Annotated in this window: 16 protein-coding genes and 1 riboswitch; of the genes, 8 read left to right on the top strand and 8 right to left on the bottom strand. The window is 71.8% G+C overall.

Annotation, left to right across the window (positions count from 1 at the left end):
- Nucleotides 1–24: 24 nt before the first annotated feature.
- Nucleotides 25–384 (bottom strand): avidin-fold protein, encoded by a 360-nt coding sequence (locus HW837_RS17115; protein WP_193380777.1) that lies wholly within the window; start codon nt 382–384, stop codon nt 25–27.
- 52 nt (nt 385–436) lie between these two features.
- A riboswitch (TPP riboswitch) is annotated at nt 437–548 on the top strand.
- Here HW837_RS17115 and thiO point away from each other — a divergent pair.
- From thiO to HW837_RS17140, 5 genes are all read left to right on the top strand, one after another.
- Nucleotides 546–1,721: a glycine oxidase ThiO gene (gene thiO / locus HW837_RS17120; RefSeq protein WP_045555336.1), complete on the top strand. Its 1,176-nt coding sequence runs from the start codon at nt 546–548 to the stop codon at nt 1,719–1,721. (Overlaps the previous riboswitch by 3 nt.)
- 14 nt (nt 1,722–1,735) lie before the next feature.
- Nucleotides 1,736–1,936, top strand: coding sequence for a sulfur carrier protein ThiS (gene thiS / locus HW837_RS17125; RefSeq protein WP_045555797.1), 201 nt, complete (start codon nt 1,736–1,738; stop codon nt 1,934–1,936).
- 4 nt (nt 1,937–1,940) lie between these two features.
- The gene (locus HW837_RS17130; RefSeq protein ID WP_045555337.1) at nt 1,941–2,735 is read left to right on the top strand and encodes a thiazole synthase; all 795 of its coding nucleotides are present in this window, start codon (nt 1,941–1,943) and stop codon (nt 2,733–2,735) included.
- Between the two features lie 163 nt (nt 2,736–2,898).
- Nucleotides 2,899–4,818 carry a Stk1 family PASTA domain-containing Ser/Thr kinase gene (gene pknB / locus HW837_RS17135; protein WP_045555338.1) on the top strand — a complete coding sequence of 640 codons (1,920 nt, stop codon included), beginning with the start codon at nt 2,899–2,901 and terminating at the stop codon, nt 4,816–4,818.
- 66 nt (nt 4,819–4,884) lie between these two features.
- Nucleotides 4,885–5,796, top strand: a complete 912-nt coding sequence (locus tag HW837_RS17140; protein ID WP_045555339.1) for a deoxyribonuclease IV — start codon at nt 4,885–4,887, stop codon at nt 5,794–5,796.
- Nucleotides 5,797–5,821: 25 nt separating this feature from the next.
- Here the strand turns inward: HW837_RS17140 and HW837_RS17145 are convergent, their stop codons facing one another.
- On the bottom strand, nt 5,822–6,469 hold the full coding sequence (locus HW837_RS17145; protein ID WP_093788255.1) for a sulfite oxidase-like oxidoreductase: 648 nt from the start codon (nt 6,467–6,469) through the stop codon (nt 5,822–5,824).
- Between the two features lie 174 nt (nt 6,470–6,643).
- Here HW837_RS17145 and bfr point away from each other — a divergent pair, with 174 nt between their 5' ends.
- The gene (gene bfr / locus HW837_RS17150; protein ID WP_045555341.1) at nt 6,644–7,123 is read left to right on the top strand and encodes a bacterioferritin; all 480 of its coding nucleotides are present in this window, start codon (nt 6,644–6,646) and stop codon (nt 7,121–7,123) included.
- An 18-nt stretch (nt 7,124–7,141) separates the two neighbouring features.
- On the opposite strand, the gene HW837_RS17155 is transcribed toward bfr, so the two are convergent.
- From HW837_RS17155 to HW837_RS48660, 3 genes are all read right to left on the bottom strand, one after another.
- Complete coding sequence (locus HW837_RS17155; protein ID WP_045555342.1) at nt 7,142–7,375, bottom strand: (2Fe-2S)-binding protein; 234 nt, start codon at nt 7,373–7,375, stop codon at nt 7,142–7,144.
- A 163-nt stretch (nt 7,376–7,538) separates the two neighbouring features.
- Entirely contained in the window at nt 7,539–8,888 is a 1,350-nt protein-coding gene (locus HW837_RS17160) for a class II 3-deoxy-7-phosphoheptulonate synthase (protein WP_045555798.1), read from the bottom strand.
- Nucleotides 8,889–8,992: 104 nt separating this feature from the next.
- Nucleotides 8,993–10,534, bottom strand: coding sequence for a hypothetical protein (locus HW837_RS48660; protein ID WP_313895549.1), 1,542 nt, complete (start codon nt 10,532–10,534; stop codon nt 8,993–8,995).
- A gap of 71 nt (nt 10,535–10,605) precedes the next feature.
- Here HW837_RS48660 and HW837_RS50360 point away from each other — a divergent pair, with 71 nt between their 5' ends.
- Both HW837_RS50360 and HW837_RS17175 read left to right on the top strand, forming a co-directional pair.
- On the top strand, nt 10,606–10,662 hold the full coding sequence (locus HW837_RS50360) for a trp operon leader peptide (RefSeq protein ID WP_073735655.1): 57 nt from the start codon (nt 10,606–10,608) through the stop codon (nt 10,660–10,662).
- A 126-nt stretch (nt 10,663–10,788) separates the two neighbouring features.
- The gene (locus HW837_RS17175) at nt 10,789–12,666 is read left to right on the top strand and encodes an anthranilate synthase family protein (protein ID WP_093788253.1); all 1,878 of its coding nucleotides are present in this window, start codon (nt 10,789–10,791) and stop codon (nt 12,664–12,666) included.
- 219 nt (nt 12,667–12,885) lie between these two features.
- Here HW837_RS17175 and HW837_RS17180 read toward each other — a convergent pair whose 3' ends face one another.
- From HW837_RS17180 to macS, 3 genes are all read right to left on the bottom strand, one after another.
- Entirely contained in the window at nt 12,886–13,914 is a 1,029-nt protein-coding gene (locus tag HW837_RS17180) for a 6-phosphofructokinase (protein WP_045555344.1), read from the bottom strand.
- A gap of 164 nt (nt 13,915–14,078) precedes the next feature.
- Nucleotides 14,079–14,726 carry a response regulator gene (locus tag HW837_RS17185; RefSeq protein ID WP_045555800.1) on the bottom strand — a complete coding sequence of 216 codons (648 nt, stop codon included), beginning with the start codon at nt 14,724–14,726 and terminating at the stop codon, nt 14,079–14,081.
- Between the two features lie 83 nt (nt 14,727–14,809).
- Nucleotides 14,810–16,060: a MacS family sensor histidine kinase gene (gene macS / locus HW837_RS17190; protein WP_313895548.1), complete on the bottom strand. Its 1,251-nt coding sequence runs from the start codon at nt 16,058–16,060 to the stop codon at nt 14,810–14,812.
- Between the last annotated feature and the right edge of the window lie 51 nt (nt 16,061–16,111).

Raw genomic sequence — 16,111 nt, forward strand, 5'->3', positions numbered from 1 at the left:
CTGCGGTGGGTCCGGTGGCCGCCCTCAGCGGGCGCGGTCCGCCGTCCCCTCGACCTGCTCGACCACGCTCGTCCCGCTGCCGGGCCCGGACTCCCACTCCCAGGTCTCCTCCAGCCGGACGCGCCCGTCGGGGAGTTCGACCACACGGGACACGCAGTGCCCGGAGGCGGTGGTCCCGTCGGTCTTCGCCTGTACGTAGCGGAAGTCGAGCCGGTCCCCCGCGCGCGTGCCCACGAGCCGTCCCCGCACGACGTCCCCGCCCGCGTACTCGGCCCAGATCTCGCCGTTCTCCTCGTGGTACGTGAACCGGGTGCGGGTGCCCACCTGACCTGGGGCTTGGTCGGCGACGGGGGCGAGGACGAGACCGTCGAGCGAGCGGGCCATGGGCACGGGCTCCCTTACTGAGGCGATCGGCGGGGGCTAGGGTGGGCCACCGTAGAGCACTCGCGGGAGCCCGGACGCACCGGGCTGAGAGGGAGGCTGGCGGCCTCCGACCGTACGAACCTGATCCGGGTCATGCCGGCGAAGGGAGGGGCTGGACGCCCATGTCGCGTACGCACACGTCAGACGTCCTCGTCGTGGGGGGCGGCATCATCGGCCTCGTCACGGCGTGGCGGTCCGCGCGGCGCGGGTTCGCCACGGCCGTGGTCGATCCCGAACCCGGCGGCGGGGCCGCGCGGGTGGCGGCCGGGATGCTCGCCGCCGTGACCGAACTGCACTACGGCGAGGAGACGCTGCTGGGGCTCAACCTGGAGTCCGCGCGCCGCTACCCGGACTTCGCGGCCGAGTTGACGGAGGCCACCGGTCTCGACCTCGGCTACCGCCGCTGCGGCACGCTCGCCGTCGCGCTCGACGCCGACGACCGCGCCCACCTGCGTGAACTGCACGCCCTGCAACAGCGGTCGGGCCTCGACTCGGAGTGGCTGAGCGGACGGGAGTGCCGTCGCCTGGAGCCGATGCTCGCGCCCGGCGTGCGCGGCGGACTGCGGGTCGACGGGGACCACCAGATCGACCCGAGGCGGCTCTCCGCGGCCCTGGTCGCGGCCTGCGAACGCGCCGGGGTGGTGTTCCACCGGGCCTGGGCGGAGGAGCTGACGCTGGCCCGGGAGCGCGCGACCGGCGTCCGGACGAGCGACGGCGAGCGGCTGGAGGCCGGGAGCACCGTCCTCGCCGGGGGCAGCCTCAGCGGCCGGCTCGCGGGAGTCCCGGCCGAGGTGCGGCCGCCGGTGCGGCCGGTGAAGGGGCAGGTGGTGCGGCTGACCGTGCCGAAGCTCTACGCGCCCTTCCTGAGCCGTACCGTGCGGGCCGTGGTGCGCGGCAGCCAGGTCTATCTGGTGCCGCGCGAGAACGGCGAACTCGTCGTCGGCGCGACCAGCGAGGAACAGGGCTGGGACACGACGGTCACCGCGGGCGGGGTGTACGAACTGCTGCGGGACGCCCACGAACTCGTCCCCGGCATCACCGAACTGCCGCTCACCGAGACCCGCGCGGGTCTGCGCCCCGCCTCCCCCGACAACGCCCCGCTGCTCGGCCCCAGCGGGCTGGACGGCCTGCTCCTCGCGACCGGCCACTACCGCAACGGGGTGCTCCTCACGCCGGTCACCGGCGACGTCCTGGCCGAGGTGCTGGCCACCGGTGAACTGCCGGCGGAGGCACGCGACTTCACCCCCCTGCGGTTCCGCGCCGGCGCGGCCCGCGCACTACTGGAGCAGCCCGTATGACCACCACCGGGACGCTGACCGTGTCCGTCAACGGGGAGCCGCGGCAGATCGCTCCCGGCACCGCGCTCGACGCGCTCGTGCGGACGCTCACGCCGTCCGTCTCGGGCGTCGCCGCCGCCCTCAACGAAACCGTCGTCCCGCGCGCGCGGTGGACGACCACCGCCCTCGCCGAGGGGGACCGTGTCGAGGTCCTCACCGCCGTCCAAGGAGGCTGATCCCATGGCAGACGACCCCTTCGTCCTCGGCGGCACGACCTACGCGTCCCGTCTGATCATGGGCACCGGCGGCGCGAGTGGCCTGGACGTCCTGGAGCGCGCGCTGGTGGCCTCCGGCACGGAGCTGACCACGGTCGCGATGCGCCGGGTCGACGCGGCCACGCACGGCTCGGTCCTGTCCGTGCTCGAACGGCTCGGCATCCGGGTGCTGCCCAACACGGCCGGCTGTTTCACGGCGGGCGAGGCGGTGCTGACGGCCCGTCTCGCGCGCGAGGCGCTCGGCACGTCGCTGGTCAAGCTGGAGGTCATCGCCGACGAGCGCACCCTGCTGCCCGATCCCATCGAACTGCTCGACGCCGCCGAGACGCTCGTCGACGACGGTTTCACGGTGCTGCCGTACACGAACGACGATCCCGTGCTGGCGCGCAAGCTCCAGGACGTCGGCTGTGCCGCGATCATGCCGCTGGGGTCCCCCATCGGCTCCGGGCTCGGTATCCGCAACCCGCACAACTTCCAGCTGATCGTGGAGCACGCGCGCGTGCCGGTGATCCTGGACGCGGGTGCCGGGACGGCGTCGGACGTGGCGCTGGCGATGGAGCTGGGGTGCGCCGGAGTCATGCTCGCCTCCGCCGTGACCCGGGCGCAGGAGCCGGTCCTGATGGCCGAGGGGATGCGGCACGCGGTGGAGGCGGGACGGCTGGCGTTCCGGGCGGGCCGCATCCCCCGCCGGCACTTCGCCGAGGCCTCCTCGCCCGGCGAGGGGCTGGCACGGCTGGATCCGGAGCGCCCGGCGTTCTGAGGCGGAGCTCACGCCTACCCACCCCTCACTCGAACAGCCGAACGAGTACGGACGGAGACCCGCTCGTCACAGCCCTCCGGACTCGGTCACAGGTCTGCTGCAGTACGTCTCGCGGGCCACGGGGCCCCTGGGCCTGTCGGCGGCGGCTCGTACACTCACCTGCGTGGACACGACCCTTCAGGACCCGCTTGTCGGCCAGGTGCTCGACGGCCGGTATCGAGTCGAGGCGCGGATCGCGGTCGGCGGGATGGCCACGGTCTACCGGACCGTGGACACCCGCCTGGACCGCGTGCTCGCGCTCAAGGTGATGCATCCGACGCTGGCCGCGGACCGGACGTTCGTCGAGCGGTTCATCCGGGAGGCGAAGTCGGTGGCCCGGCTCTCCCACCCGAACGTGGTGGGGGTCTACGACCAGGGCACCGACGGCTCGTACGTCTATCTCGCGATGGAGTACGTCGCCGGCTGCACCCTGCGTGACGTGCTGCGCGAGCGGGGGGCGCTCCAGCCCCGCGCCGCGCTGGACATCCTGGAGCCGGTGCTCGCCGCGCTGGGCGCCGCGCACCGCGCCGGGTTCGTGCACCGGGACATGAAGCCGGAGAACGTCCTGATAGGGGACGACGGCCGGGTGAAGGTCGCCGACTTCGGGCTCGTCCGCGCCGTGGACACCGTCACCAGCACCACCGGCAGCGTCCTCGGCACCGTCTCCTACCTCGCCCCCGAGCAGCTGGAGCACGGCACCACCGACACCCGCGTCGACGTGTACGCCTGCGGCGTGATGCTCTACGAGATGCTCACCGGCGGCAAGCCGCACGCCGGCGACTCCCCCGCGCAGGTGCTCTACCACGCGCTCCACGACGACGTGCCGCCGCCGTCGGCCGCGGTGCCGGGGCTGCCCTACGAGCTGGACGCGCTGGTCGCCTCGGCGACCGCCCGCGATCCGGAGCTGCGGCCCTACGACGCCGTGGCCCTGCTCGCGCGGACCCGTCAGGCGCGGGCGGGGCTGAGCGACGCGCAGTTGGACGTGATGCCGCCGCAGGCGATAGCCGACGGCCACGACGGCGCGGAGGACCGGACGAGCGTGATCCCGCGCTCCCTGTCCGTGTCGCGGTCGGTGGGACTCGATCCGGACGACCGGTTGCACCGCACGAGCCGGTTCGAGTCGCCTCCGCCGCCGCCCCGGGGCGCCCGCACATCCCCCGCGCCCCGGCGCGGGCTGTGGGCGATCGTCGTCGCCATGGTGCTCGTGCTGGGCGTGGGCGGGGCTGTCTGGTACATCAACTCGGGCCAGTTCACGCAGGTCCCGGCCGTGTTGCAGCAGAGCGAGGCGGACGCCACGAAGCGGCTGGAGGGTGCCGGCCTGGGCGTCGACGTCAAGCAGGCGTTCAGTGACACCGTCGAGCGCGGCAGGGTGATCGGCACCGACCCGGCACCCGGCGAGCGGATCCGCGACAACGACACCGTGACGGTGACGGTCTCCAAGGGCCCGGAGACCGTGAAGGTGCCGGATCTGAAGGGCACCCCGCTGGGCGAGGCCAAGAACCGACTGAAGGACGACGGGCTCGAACCGGGCGTGGTGACACGGGAGTTCAGCGACGAGGTCGTCCGGGGCCAGGTGATCGGCACCCGGCCGGGAGCGGGCACCGAGATCTCGTCCGGCGCGGCCGTCAGGATCGTGGTCAGCCGGGGTGCCCCGGTGGAGGTGCCCGAGGTGTCGGGCGCGTCGGTCGCGGACGCCCGAGCCCAGCTGGAGGAGGCGGGGCTGAAGGTGAAGATCGCCCCCGGCCGGGTCAACTCCGAGTTCGACAAGGGGCTCGTGGCCGAGCAGTCTCCGGGCGTCGGCAAGCAGGTCGGCCAGGGCGACACCGTCACCCTGACGCTCTCCAAGGGGCCCGTGATGGTCGAGGTCCCCGACGTCGTGGGCGACAGCGTCGACGACGCGACCCGAAGGCTGAGGGACGCCGGTTTCGAGGTCGAGGAGGACCGGGGCATCCTCGGGCTCTTCGGCGACGAGGTCAGGAGCCAGTCGGTGGACGGCGGGGACACGGCGCCCAAGGGCTCGACCATCACCATCGAGATCCGCTGACGGACGGCCCGGCCGTCGCCTCGAACCGGCGGCCGGGCACCGCGGGCCGCATGACACCCTGGTCCGGTGAGCACTCAGCAGTCCCCCGCCCTCCCGGGCCCCGTCCCCACCCCCGCCGGCCCGTCCCGCAACCCCGTCGGCGGTCATGTCCCCGTCGCCGGGGGCCTGAACTCCGTCGGGCTGACGTACGCCCGTGAGCTGAGGGCCGAGACCGTCCAGGTCTTCGTCGCCAATCCGCGCGGCTGGGCCACCCCGGTCGGCAATCCCCGGCAGGACGAGGAGTTCCGCGCGGCCTGCGCCGAGGAGTCGATCCCCGCGTACGTCCACGCGCCGTACCTGATCAACTTCGGTTCGCACACCGAGGCGACGGCCGAGAAGTCCGTGGAGTCGATGCGGCACTCGCTGCGCCGGGGCCGGGAGATCGGCGCGCTCGGGGTCGTCGTGCACACGGGGAGCGCGACCGGCGGGCGGGACCGGTCGGTGGCGCTCAAGCAGGTGCGGGAGTATCTGCTGCCGCTGCTGGACGAGTTGACCCACGACGACGACCCGTTTCTGCTGCTGGAGTCGACGGCGGGGCAGGGAGCCTCGCTCTGCTCCCGCACCTGGGACTTCGGGCCGTACTTCGAGGCGCTGGACGCCCATCCGAAGCTGGGTGTCTGTCTGGACACCTGCCACATCTTCGCGGCCGGCCACGATCTGACCGGCCCGGACGGGATGCACCGGACCCTCGACCTGCTGGTGGACACCGTCGGCGAGGGCCGACTGAAGCTGATCCACGCCAACGACTCCAAGGACGTGGTCGGCGCCCACAAGGACCGCCACGAGAACATCGGCTCCGGGCACATCGGCGAGGACCCGTTCCGCGCCCTGATGACCCACCCCGCCACGGCCGGCGTCCCGCTGATCATCGAGACCCCGGGCGGCAAGGAGGGCCACGCGGCGGACGTGGAACGCCTGAAGAAGCTCAGGGACGGCTGACGCGCCGCCGCCATGAGCAGGCCCGTCAGAGCTCGGGCCCGTCCCCCGGTTCCTCCTGGTAGGAGTAGCGCTGCTCGCGCCAGGGGTCGCCGATGTTGTGGTAGCCGCGTTCCTCCCAGAAGCCGCGACGGTCGGCGGTCATGTACTCGATGCCACGGACCCATTTGGGGCCCTTCCAGGCGTAGAGCTGCGGGACGACGAGGCGGACCGGGAAGCCGTGCTCGGCGGTGAGGAGTTCGCCGTCCTTGTGGGTGGCGAAGATCGTGCGCTCGTCGGCGAAGTCGGCGAGGCGGAGGTTGGAGCTGAAGCCGTACTCCGCCCACACCATCACATGGGTGACCTCGGCGGCGGGCGGCGCGATGTCCAGGATCGTACGGGCCGGGATGCCGCCCCATTCGGCGCCGACCATGCTGAACTTCGTCACGCAGTGCAGGTCGGCCACGACCGAGGCGTACGGCAGGGCGGTGAACTCCTCGTGGGTCCAGGCGTGCTTCTCGCCGTCGGCGGTGGCACCGAAGACCCGGAAGTCCCAGCGCTCCGGTCGGAACTTGGGGACGGGCCCGTAGTGGGTGACCGGCCAGCCGCGCTGGAGCCGCTGTCCCGGCGGAAGCTGCGACGACGTCGCGTTCTCAGATGCGCGATCTCCTGATTCGCGTTCCACCGGCTGACCCATGACTCCATCCTGACAGACCTCGGGTGGTGCACATGACCAGGGCCCACCCGACCCGGACATTTAGAACTAAGGCTGCACTTACTTACTAAGCTTGCACTTACTGGACGATCTTCGACGGCGGTGCAATCATCGCGGCGCAACCTCCCAGTTCCCCGCTTGGAAGGAGCCTCTGCGATGCAGGGCGACCCCGAGGTCATCGAATTCCTCAACGAGCAGCTGACCGCGGAGCTCACCGCGATCAACCAGTACTTCCTGCACGCGAAGATGCAGGAGAACTTCGGCTGGACCAAGCTCGCGAAGTACACACGTCACGAGTCGTTCGACGAGATGAAGCACGCGGAGGTACTCACCGACCGGATCCTGTTCCTGGACGGGCTGCCGAACTACCAGCGACTGTTCCACGTCCGGGTGGGCCAGACGGTCAAGGAGATGTTCGAGGCCGACCGGATGATCGAGGTCGAGGCGATCGACCGGCTCAAGCGCGGCATCGAGGTGATGCGCAACAAGGGCGACGTCACCTCGGCGAACATCTTCGAGTCGATCCTCGCGGACGAGGAGCACCACATCGACTACCTCGACACCCAGCTGGAACTGCTGGAGAAGCTCGGCGAGGCGCTCTACATCGCGCAGCTGATCGAACAGCCCGAGAGCTGAGTCAGGCCGCTTCCCGGGTCAGGCCGCTTCCTCGAGCTCGGTGAAGACCGACTCGCCCTGGTCGGCCGACTCTCGGCGCGGGCACGCGCCCCGGCCGAGGATCGCCTGGATCCGCCGGACGCACGAACCGCAGTCGGTGCCCGCCTTGCAGGCCGACGCGATCTGGCGCGGGGTGCAGGCGCCGTCCGCCGCATGCTTCTTGACCTGCTGCTCGGTGACGCCGAAGCAACTGCAGACGAACACGCGGTTCACCTCCCGCCGGGATCGATTGGGGGCGCCGTCCCGATGATCGGTGAGGCTAACCTAACCTTACCCGGCAGGCAGGAACCGCAAAAGTGGAGTGGGGCGCGGATCGTATGTGATCCGCGCCCCACGTCATGCGCCGGTGACAGGCGCACCCACTGTTGATCTCCTACTAGTCCCGGTACAGCTCCGCGACCAGGAACGCCAGGTCCAGCGACTGGCTGCGGTTGAGCCGGGGGTCGCACGCGGTCTCGTAGCGCTGGTGCAGGTCGTCGACGAAGATCTCGTCGCCGCCGCCCACGCACTCGGTGACGTCGTCACCGGTGAGCTCGACGTGGATGCCGCCCGGATGGGTGCCGAGGCCCTTGTGGACCTCGAAGAAGCCCTTGACCTCGTCGAGCACGTCGTCGAAGCGGCGGGTCTTGTGGCCGGAGGCCGCCTCGAAGGTGTTGCCGTGCATCGGGTCGGTCACCCAGGCCACGGTCGCGCCGGAGGCGGTGACCTTCTCGACCAGCTCGGGCAGCTTGTCGCGGACCTTGTCCGCGCCCATGCGCACGATGAAGGTGAGACGGCCGGGCTCGCGGTCCGGGTCGAGGCGCTCGATGTACTGCAACGCCTCCTCCGCCGTGGTCGTCGGGCCGAGCTTGATCCCGATCGGGTTGCGGATCCTCGAGGCGAACTCGATGTGCGCGTGGTCCAGCTGCCGGGTGCGCTCGCCGATCCACACCATGTGCGCGGAGACGTCGTAGAGCCGGCCCGTGCGCGAGTCCACGCGGGTGAGCGCCGACTCGTAGTCGAGCAGCAGCGCCTCGTGCGAGGAGAAGAACTCGACGGTGCGGAACTCCTCCGGGTCGGCCCCGCAGGCGTGCATGAAGTTCAGCGCGTTGTCGATCTCGCGGGCGAGCTGCTCGTAGCGCTGGCCGGACGGGGACGACTTCACGAAGTCCTGGTTCCAGGCGTGCACCTGGCGCAGGTCGGCGTAGCCGCCGGTGGTGAAGGCGCGCACCAGGTTGAGCGTGGAGGCGGAGGCGTTGTACATCCGCTTCAGGCGCTCGGGGTCCGGGATGCGGGCGGCCTCGTTGAAGTCGAAGCCGTTGACCGAGTCGCCTCGGTACGTCGGCAGGGTCACGCCGTCGCGGGTCTCGGTGCCCTTGGAGCGGGGCTTGGAGTACTGCCCGGCGATCCGGCCGACCTTCACGACCGGCACGGAGGCCGCGTACGTGAGGACGGCGCCCATCTGGAGCAGCGTCTTCAGCTTGTTGCGGATGTGGTCGGCCGACACGGCGTCGAAGGCCTCGGCGCAGTCGCCGCCCTGGAGGAGGAACGCCTCTCCCTTGGCGACGGACGCCATCCGGGCGCGCAGCTGGTCGCACTCGCCCGCGAAGACGAGCGGCGGATACGACTCGAGCTCCGCAACGACTGCGCGCAGAGCCTCGGTGTCGGGGTACTCGGGCTGCTGCGCCGCGGGCAGGTCTCGCCAGGTGTTGCCAGCGCTCGCGCTGGACTTAGCGTTCACGGTCACGACGTCCACATTACGGGGTCATGTCGGGCGTCCATCCCCTTGCTCATCAAGTGAGACGGACCCCGCTCGATCTGAGCGGGGTCCGCGGGGCGCCCCGGGGTGCCTCAGTGGAGGTCCATGACCGCTGGGTCGTCGAAGCCGACGGCGAAGACCGTGCGCAGGGAGAGGTTGGCCTCGCCCTGGTAGCCGTCGCAGGCGTTGCGCCGCTCGTCGGCCTCCTCGACGGCCGTGAACTCGTCGGGGAAGCTCGCCCGCAGGGCGGTGCCGGCGCAGATGTGCTCCGTGAGCCCCCACAGCTCGTCCACGCGTGCCGTGCCGAGCCTCGGCCAGTGGCTCAGCGCCTGCGGGGTGCCGACCGCCCAGTTGCCTCTCGCGTGGGGCCGGCCGCCGACCGTGACGTTGCAGGCCGTCGGGGCGCGGGTGTCGCCGGCCCAGGTGCGGGAGAACACGGCGGGCTGGAGGGCGCAGCCCTTGTGGAAGGCGAAGTTCAGCAGCCCGCTGTCGTCGGTCCAGGTCATGCCGCCCTGCAGCCCGACGTAGCGGGTCGCCGCGTACGCGTCCTGGATCACCGTTCTGCCGCCGGACATGTTCAGCAGGCCCGGATAGGTGGAGGCGCTGGTCGGATTGAGCTGGTAACGCACGATCCGGGCGCCCGCGGCGCCGCCGTACCACTCGCCGGCGACGAGCTTGTACGGGCTGCCACCGGTCTTGTCGAGGGAGAGCCAGGAGTAGCAGAGCGAGTCGGGGTCCGGGGTCCCGTCGACGGCGTCGTTGTCGCAGCCGCCGGAGGGCGGCGGGGAGGCCTGCCGGTAGTAGTGGGTCTGCGGCAGGACGTACGGGAGGCCGCAGGCGCTCGACCGGCCGGTGACGCCGTCGACGCCGTACGTGTCGAGCCCGGAACCGTAGGTGTCGACCTTGCTCAGCTTGTTGACGTCGAAGACGCGGATGCCGCCGGTGGTGTCGGTGACGTAGAGGTGGTTGGCGTACCAGACGACGCCGCCGCCGTGGCCGGTGACGTACTTGAAGTTCTGCCCGCCGGAGGTCGGCTCGACGAGCAGGACGTGCCGGTACTTGAGCGTGTCGCGGTCGATGAAGGAGAGCCTGAGCAGGTTGTTGGTGCGGCACCTGTCGTTCGCCTCGACCGTGCCCTCCGGGTCGGTCCGAAAGGTCTTGTAGTGCCAGGCGACCGCTGTGACGCTCCTGCCCTGGATCGCGCCGTCGGCGCCGTCGGCGGTGCCGGTGGTGCTCATGCCCTGGGGCCACCAGCGGGGGGTGGTGTCGTCGCCGAGCGCCGAGGACCAGCACCAGGCGATCCTCCGGTCCACCGGCGGCAGCGCCTTGGTCTCGTCGCCGGCGCAGGCGCGCATCGAGCCCAGGTTCATGCCGGGGTCGGGTGTCCCCGCCGAGTCGGTCGTGTACTCGGTGGTGACGACGTCGTCGAGGTCGGCGTCGGCCAGCCGGCCCGCGAGGGTGGTGGCGGCGGTCGCGGTGCTCGTGTCGGTCATCCTGAACAGGTCACCGGCGAGCGCCAGTCGGGTCGTGGTCGGCTCCTCCGCGGCCGTCGCGGGTTGTCCGGTCAGCCCGGCGAGCAGGGCGGCCGTCGCCGCCACGAGGGCCAGGGGTCGCGTTCTCCGTATGAGTGGCACGCGTGATCCTAAGCCGACCGCCAGGTGTCGATCATGTGAGTTTCCGGGGGTTGTCCGGTAGGGTGCGGCGCATGTTCGCGCACTCGACCCGTAACTGGTGGTGGACCGCTCATCCGGCGGCCCACTGACTGCGCGTACGCAAGACTTCGCGAAGGCCGCCCGAGGGGCGGCCTTCGGTGTTTCCAGGGCCGGGCCGTTCCTCTCGATCACCACGACTCACCACGACGACCGTGATCCCCAGGAAAGAGGAACCCATGGACCTGACCCGGCTCCTGTCCGACGACCGCCCGTTCGCCCTGCTGCGACGGCGCACCCCCGGCCTGTACGACCACGACACGGTGGAACTGCTGATCGGCCCGGTGACGACGTACGAGCGGCTCGCCGACCTCCCCGACGAGGGGCTGGCGCTCGTCCCGTTCCGGCAGATCCGTGAACGCGGCTTCGACGTCCGCGACGACGGGACGCCCCTGTCGGTGCTGGTGCCCGAGGAGTCGTTCGCGCTGCCGCTGGAGCGGGCCCTCGCGGAGCTGCCCGCGCACGACGTCCGGGTCGAGGGCGGCGGCTTCGACGTGGGCGACGAGGAGTACGCCGAGATCGTCGGCCGGGTGCTGCGCGAGGAGATCGGGCGCGGCGAGGGCGCCAACTTCGTGATCCGGCGTACCTACGAGGGCACGGTCCCCGGCTTCGGCCGCGCGGACGCGCTCGCGCTGTTCCGGCGGCTGCTGGAGGGCGAGCGGGGGGCGTACTGGACGTTCGTGGTGTGCACCGGGGAGCGCACGCTGGTCGGTGCCAGCCCCGAGGTGCATGTGCGGATGTCCGGCGGGACGGTCGTGATGAACCCGATCAGCGGGACGTACCGCTATCCGACCGGGGGCCCGACCCCGGAGGATCTGCTGGCCTTCCTCGGCGACGGCAAGGAGATCGAGGAGCTGTCGATGGTCGTCGACGAGGAACTCAAGATGATGTGCACCGTCGGCGACATGGGCGGGGTCGTGGTCGGGCCCCGGCTGAAGGAGATGGCGCACCTGGCGCACACCGAGTACGAGCTGCGCGGGCGGTCCTCGCTGGACGTGCGGGAGGTGCTGAAGGAGACGATGTTCGCCGCGACGGTCACCGGGTCGCCGGTGCAGAACGCGTGCCGGGTGATCGAGCGGTACGAGCCGCTCGGGCGGGACGGTGTCGCGCGCGGGTACTACGCCGGGGCGCTGGCGCTGCTGGGGCGGGACGCGGGCGGTGCGCAGACCCTGGACTCGCCGATCCTGATCCGTACGGCCGACATCGCGGCGGACGGGCGGCTGAAGGTGCCGGTGGGGGCCACCCTCGTCCGGGGGTCGGACCCCGCGGGCGAGGTCGCCGAGACCCATGCGAAGGCGGCGGGGGTGCTGGCGGCGCTGGGGGTGCGGCCCGGGCGGCCGGAGCGGGAGCGGGTCCGGCCGGGGCTGGCCGAGGACCCGCGGGTGCGGGCCGCGCTGGACGGGCGGCGGGCCTCGCTGGCGCCGTTCTGGCTGCGGATGCGGGAGCGGACGGGCGAGCTGACCGGGCACGCGCTCGTGGTCGACGCCGAGGACACCTTCACGGCGATGCTGGCGCATCTGCTGCGGTCGTCGGGGCTGGAGGTGACGGTACGGCGGTACGACGAGCCGGGGCTGCGGGAGGGCGTGCTCGCGCACGAGGGCGTGGTGGTGCTGGGGCCCGGGCCGGGGGATCCGTCGGACGAGGACGATTCCCGGATGGGGTTCCTGCGGTCGCTGACCGCCGAGGTGCTGCGGGGGCACCGGTACGGGGTGCTCGGGGTGTGTCTCGGGCACGAGCTGATCGCGGCGGAGCTGGGGCTGCCGATCGTGCGGAAGGTGGTGCCGTACCAGGGAGCGCAGACGGAGATCGATCTGTTCGGGCGGCCCGAGACCGTGGGGTTCTACAACAGCTTCGTGGCCCGGTGCGACGACGCGACGGCCGGGGAGCTGGCGGAGCGGGGGGTGGAAGTCAGCCGCAGCGCGAGCGGTGAGGTGCACGCGCTGCGGGGTCCCGGGTTCGCGGGGGTGCAGTTCCATCCGGAGTCGGTGCTGACGCTGGACGGGGTGAGTGTGGTGGGTGAGCTGGTGGCGGGGGTTCAGTCTCTGCGGGCGGTTTAGGGGCCGGGGGGTGGGTGGGGCTCGGGGTGCGTCGGCGGGTGCGGGTCCGGTGGGGCTTCTCGCGCAGTTCCCCGCGCCCCTTAAGGGCCTACGGCCCTTTCGGGCCGAAAAAGCAGGGGCGCGGCCCCGCTTTTTCAGGGGCGCGGGGAACTGCGCGAACAACCCCCACCCATCCGCACCCGCCGACGCAACCGCACCCCCGCCCCCTCAGGCGCCCCCTCAGCCGAAGAAGACCCCGACCTCCTCGTACAGGCTCGGATCCACCGTCTTCAGACGGGCCGTCGCGTCGGCGATCGGGACGCGGACGATGTCCGTGCCGCGCAGCGCGACCATCTTGCCGAAGTCCCGGTCGCGCACGGCCTCGATCGCGTGGAGGCCGAAGCGCGTGGCGAGCCAGCGGTCGAACGCCGAGGGCGTACCGCCGCGCTGGACGTGGCCGAGGACGGTCGTCCGGGCCTCCTTGCCCGTCCGCCTCTCGATCTCCTTGGCCAGCCATTCGCCGACGCCGGAGAGGCGGACATGGCCGAAGGAGTCGAGCGAGCCGTCCTTGAGGACCATCTCGCCGTCCTTCGGCATGGCCCCCTCGGCGACGACCACGATGGGCGCGTACGAGGCCTTGAAGCGGGACGTCACCCAGGCGCACACCTTGTCGACGTCGAAGCGCTGCTCGGGGATGAGGATGGCGTTGGCGCCGCCGGCGAGACCGGAGTGGATGGCGATCCAGCCGGCGTGACGGCCCATCACCTCCACGACCAGGACGCGCATATGGGACTCGGCGGTGGTGTGGAGGCGGTCGATCGCCTCGGTGGCGATGCCGACCGCGGTGTCGAAGCCGAAGGTGTAGTCCGTGGCGGAGAGGTCGTTGTCGATCGTCTTGGGGACGCCCACGCACGGCACCCCGTACTCGTCCGAGAGGCGGGCGGCCACCCCGAGCGTGTCCTCGCCGCCGATGGCGATGAGCGCCTCGACCTCCTGCTTGGCGAGGTTGTCCTTGATCCGCCGGATGCCGTTCTCCTCCTTGAGCGGGTTGGTGCGGGAGGAGCCGAGGATCGTGCCGCCGCGGGGCAGGATGCCGCGCACGGCGGGGATGTCGAGACGGACGGTGTCGTTCTCCAGTGGTCCCCGCCAGCCGTCCCGGAAGCCGACGAAGTCGTAGCCGTACTCCTGTACGCCCTTGCGGACGACGCCCCGGATGACGGCGTTGAGCCCGGGGCAGTCGCCGCCTCCGGTCAGTACTCCGACGCGCATGGAAATGTCCCTTCGCCGCGGTTGCCTGGTGAGGGTCACGCTAATAGTGATCCAGGTCACTTCGGCATGCACGGGAGGCCAATTCCGGCGAATTACGGCCGATTGAGGGGGAGTTGATCGAAGATGATCAAATCCCCTTCACTCTATGGGGTGATTCGAGGCGTTTACTCGTCGTCGAGACCGCGCTCTATGGCATAGCGGACCAGCTCCACCCGGTTGTGGAGCTGAAGCTTGCCGAGGGTGTTCTGGACGTGGTTCTGGACCGTGCGGTGCGAGATCACGAGGCGCTCGGCGATCTGCTTGTAGCTCAGGCCCTTGGCGACGAGCCGCAGCACCTCGGTCTCACGGTCGGTGAGTTGCGGGGCCTTCGGCTCGTCGGCGCCCGGGGCGGGCGCGGGCTCGGAGGCGAGGCGGCGGTACTCGCCGAGGACCAGGCCCGCGAGGCCCGGCGTGAAGACGGGGTCGCCGACGGCGGTGCGCCGCACGGCGTCGATCAGCTCCTCGGTCGACGCCGACTTCAGCAGATAGCCGGTCGCGCCGGACTTCACCGCCTCCAGGACGTCCGCGTGCTCCCCGCTCGCCGACAGCACCAGGACGCGCAGGGCGGGATTGGCTCCCACCAGTTCCTTGCAGACCTGCACGCCCGGCTTCGCGGGCAGGTTCAGGTCCAGGACGAGCACGTCCGGCCCGGTGGCGCGGGCGCGCCGCACCGCCTGCTCGCCGTCGCCCGCCGTGGCGACCACGTCGAAGCCGGCCTCGGCCAGGTCGCGGGCGACGGCGTCGCGCCACATGGGGTGGTCGTCGACCACCATGACCCTGATCGGGCCGCCGCCCCCGCCGGGCCGCGCCACCGCGTCCGCCGACCCGCCGTCGCCCACGCTCTCCACGCTGTTCGTCACCGCTTCTCCGCCTTCCCCCGTACACCCGTCGGCCCCTGTGCGGCCTTGGGTACCTTCAGTTCGACTTCCGTGCCCTGGCCCGGCACCGAGATCAGCTCGGCCGTGCCGCCGATGTCGCGCAGCCGCCCCCGGATGGAGAGGGCCACCCCGAGCCGGCCCTCGCCCTCCGCCTGGGCGAGCCGCCCCTCGGGGATGCCGGGGCCGTCGTCCCGTACCGTCACGACGATCTCGTCCGGCCAGTCCTCGACCAGGATCCAGGCCCTCGCCCCGTCGCCCGCGTGCGCCCGCACATTGTCCAGGGCCGCCCCGACCGCCGCCGCCAGTTCCCGCGCGGCCCCCGGGGCGAGCGGCACCGGGCCACCGGGCTCGGAGAACGTGACCTTCGCGCCGGCGTACGGGGCGAGCAGCGCGCGCAGGTCCACGGGCTCCCCGTCGGCGCCGTCGCCGGAGACGTCCGGTTCGTCCACCACGCGGACGAGGGCGCCCTGGGCCGCGTCCTCCGAGATCCGGGAGACGGGGACCAGGCCGCCGGAGACCAGGGTGCGCAGCGCGACCTCCTGCTCGCCCGCCATCCGGCCCAGTTCTGCGGCCTCGCCACCCAGGGCGGTGCCGCGCCGCTGCACCATGGCGAGGACCTGGAGGACGCTGTCGTGGATGTCCCGGGCCAGGCGTTCCCGTTCGCGGGTGGCGGCCTCGATCTCCAGGGCACGCGCGAGGGTGCGCTCGGAGGCGCGGGCCACCTCTACGACGTAGCCGATGGCGATGGAGGCGACCCAGACCAGCAGCACGTTGTGGATGGTGTCGCGGGTGGGGGCGCCCCGGTGGACCAGGTTGGCGACGGCGACGAGCGTGGAGGCGAAGGCCGCCCAGCGCCAGCCGCCCTTGATGGCGAAGGCCAGGACGGCGCCGGCGGTCCATATCGACGGCAGCGTGGGGCCCCCTGCCTCGACCCGCGCGGCCGAGTCGGCGAGCCGGGTGAGCAGGATGCCGACGATCGCGATGGTGAGGTCGGCCGCGAGGAACCGCTTGGTGCAGCTGGCGGCGCCCGCGACCTTGGGCAGGGTCACCAGCGTCCAGCCGGCCAGCACCGCGAAGTAGGCGACGGCCAGCCAGGGGCGCTCGAACTTGTCGTACGCGCTGATGAACAGGCCGACGGCGTAGATCATCGTCAGCACCCGGTAGCCGGTCAGCGCACGCCACAGCGGCTGCTCCACCGACATCGTCATGACCCGCTCGAGCTTCGGCACGTCCCCCACCCCCTGCTGACTCGCCACCGGGCTCCCCGGCGTACGCGTCCG

The organism is Streptomyces caniscabiei, assembly GCF_014930365.1.
GTDB classification, from domain to species: domain Bacteria; phylum Actinomycetota; class Actinomycetes; order Streptomycetales; family Streptomycetaceae; genus Streptomyces; species Streptomyces caniscabiei.

Coding starts and splice junctions, on each gene's coding strand:
- HW837_RS17115 (WP_193380777.1), bottom strand. CDS start 384: ATGGCCCGCTCGCTCGACGGTCTCGTCCTCGCCCCCGTCGCCGACCAA.
- thiO (WP_045555336.1), top strand. CDS start 546: ATGTCGCGTACGCACACGTCAGACGTCCTCGTCGTGGGGGGCGGCATC.
- HW837_RS17130 (WP_045555337.1), top strand. CDS start 1,941: ATGGCAGACGACCCCTTCGTCCTCGGCGGCACGACCTACGCGTCCCGT.
- HW837_RS17145 (WP_093788255.1), bottom strand. CDS start 6,469: ATGGGTCAGCCGGTGGAACGCGAATCAGGAGATCGCGCATCTGAGAAC.
- bfr (WP_045555341.1), top strand. CDS start 6,644: ATGCAGGGCGACCCCGAGGTCATCGAATTCCTCAACGAGCAGCTGACC.
- HW837_RS17175 (WP_093788253.1), top strand. CDS start 10,789: ATGGACCTGACCCGGCTCCTGTCCGACGACCGCCCGTTCGCCCTGCTG.
- HW837_RS17180 (WP_045555344.1), bottom strand. CDS start 13,914: ATGCGCGTCGGAGTACTGACCGGAGGCGGCGACTGCCCCGGGCTCAAC.
- HW837_RS17185 (WP_045555800.1), bottom strand. CDS start 14,726: ATGGTGGTCGACGACCACCCCATGTGGCGCGACGCCGTCGCCCGCGAC.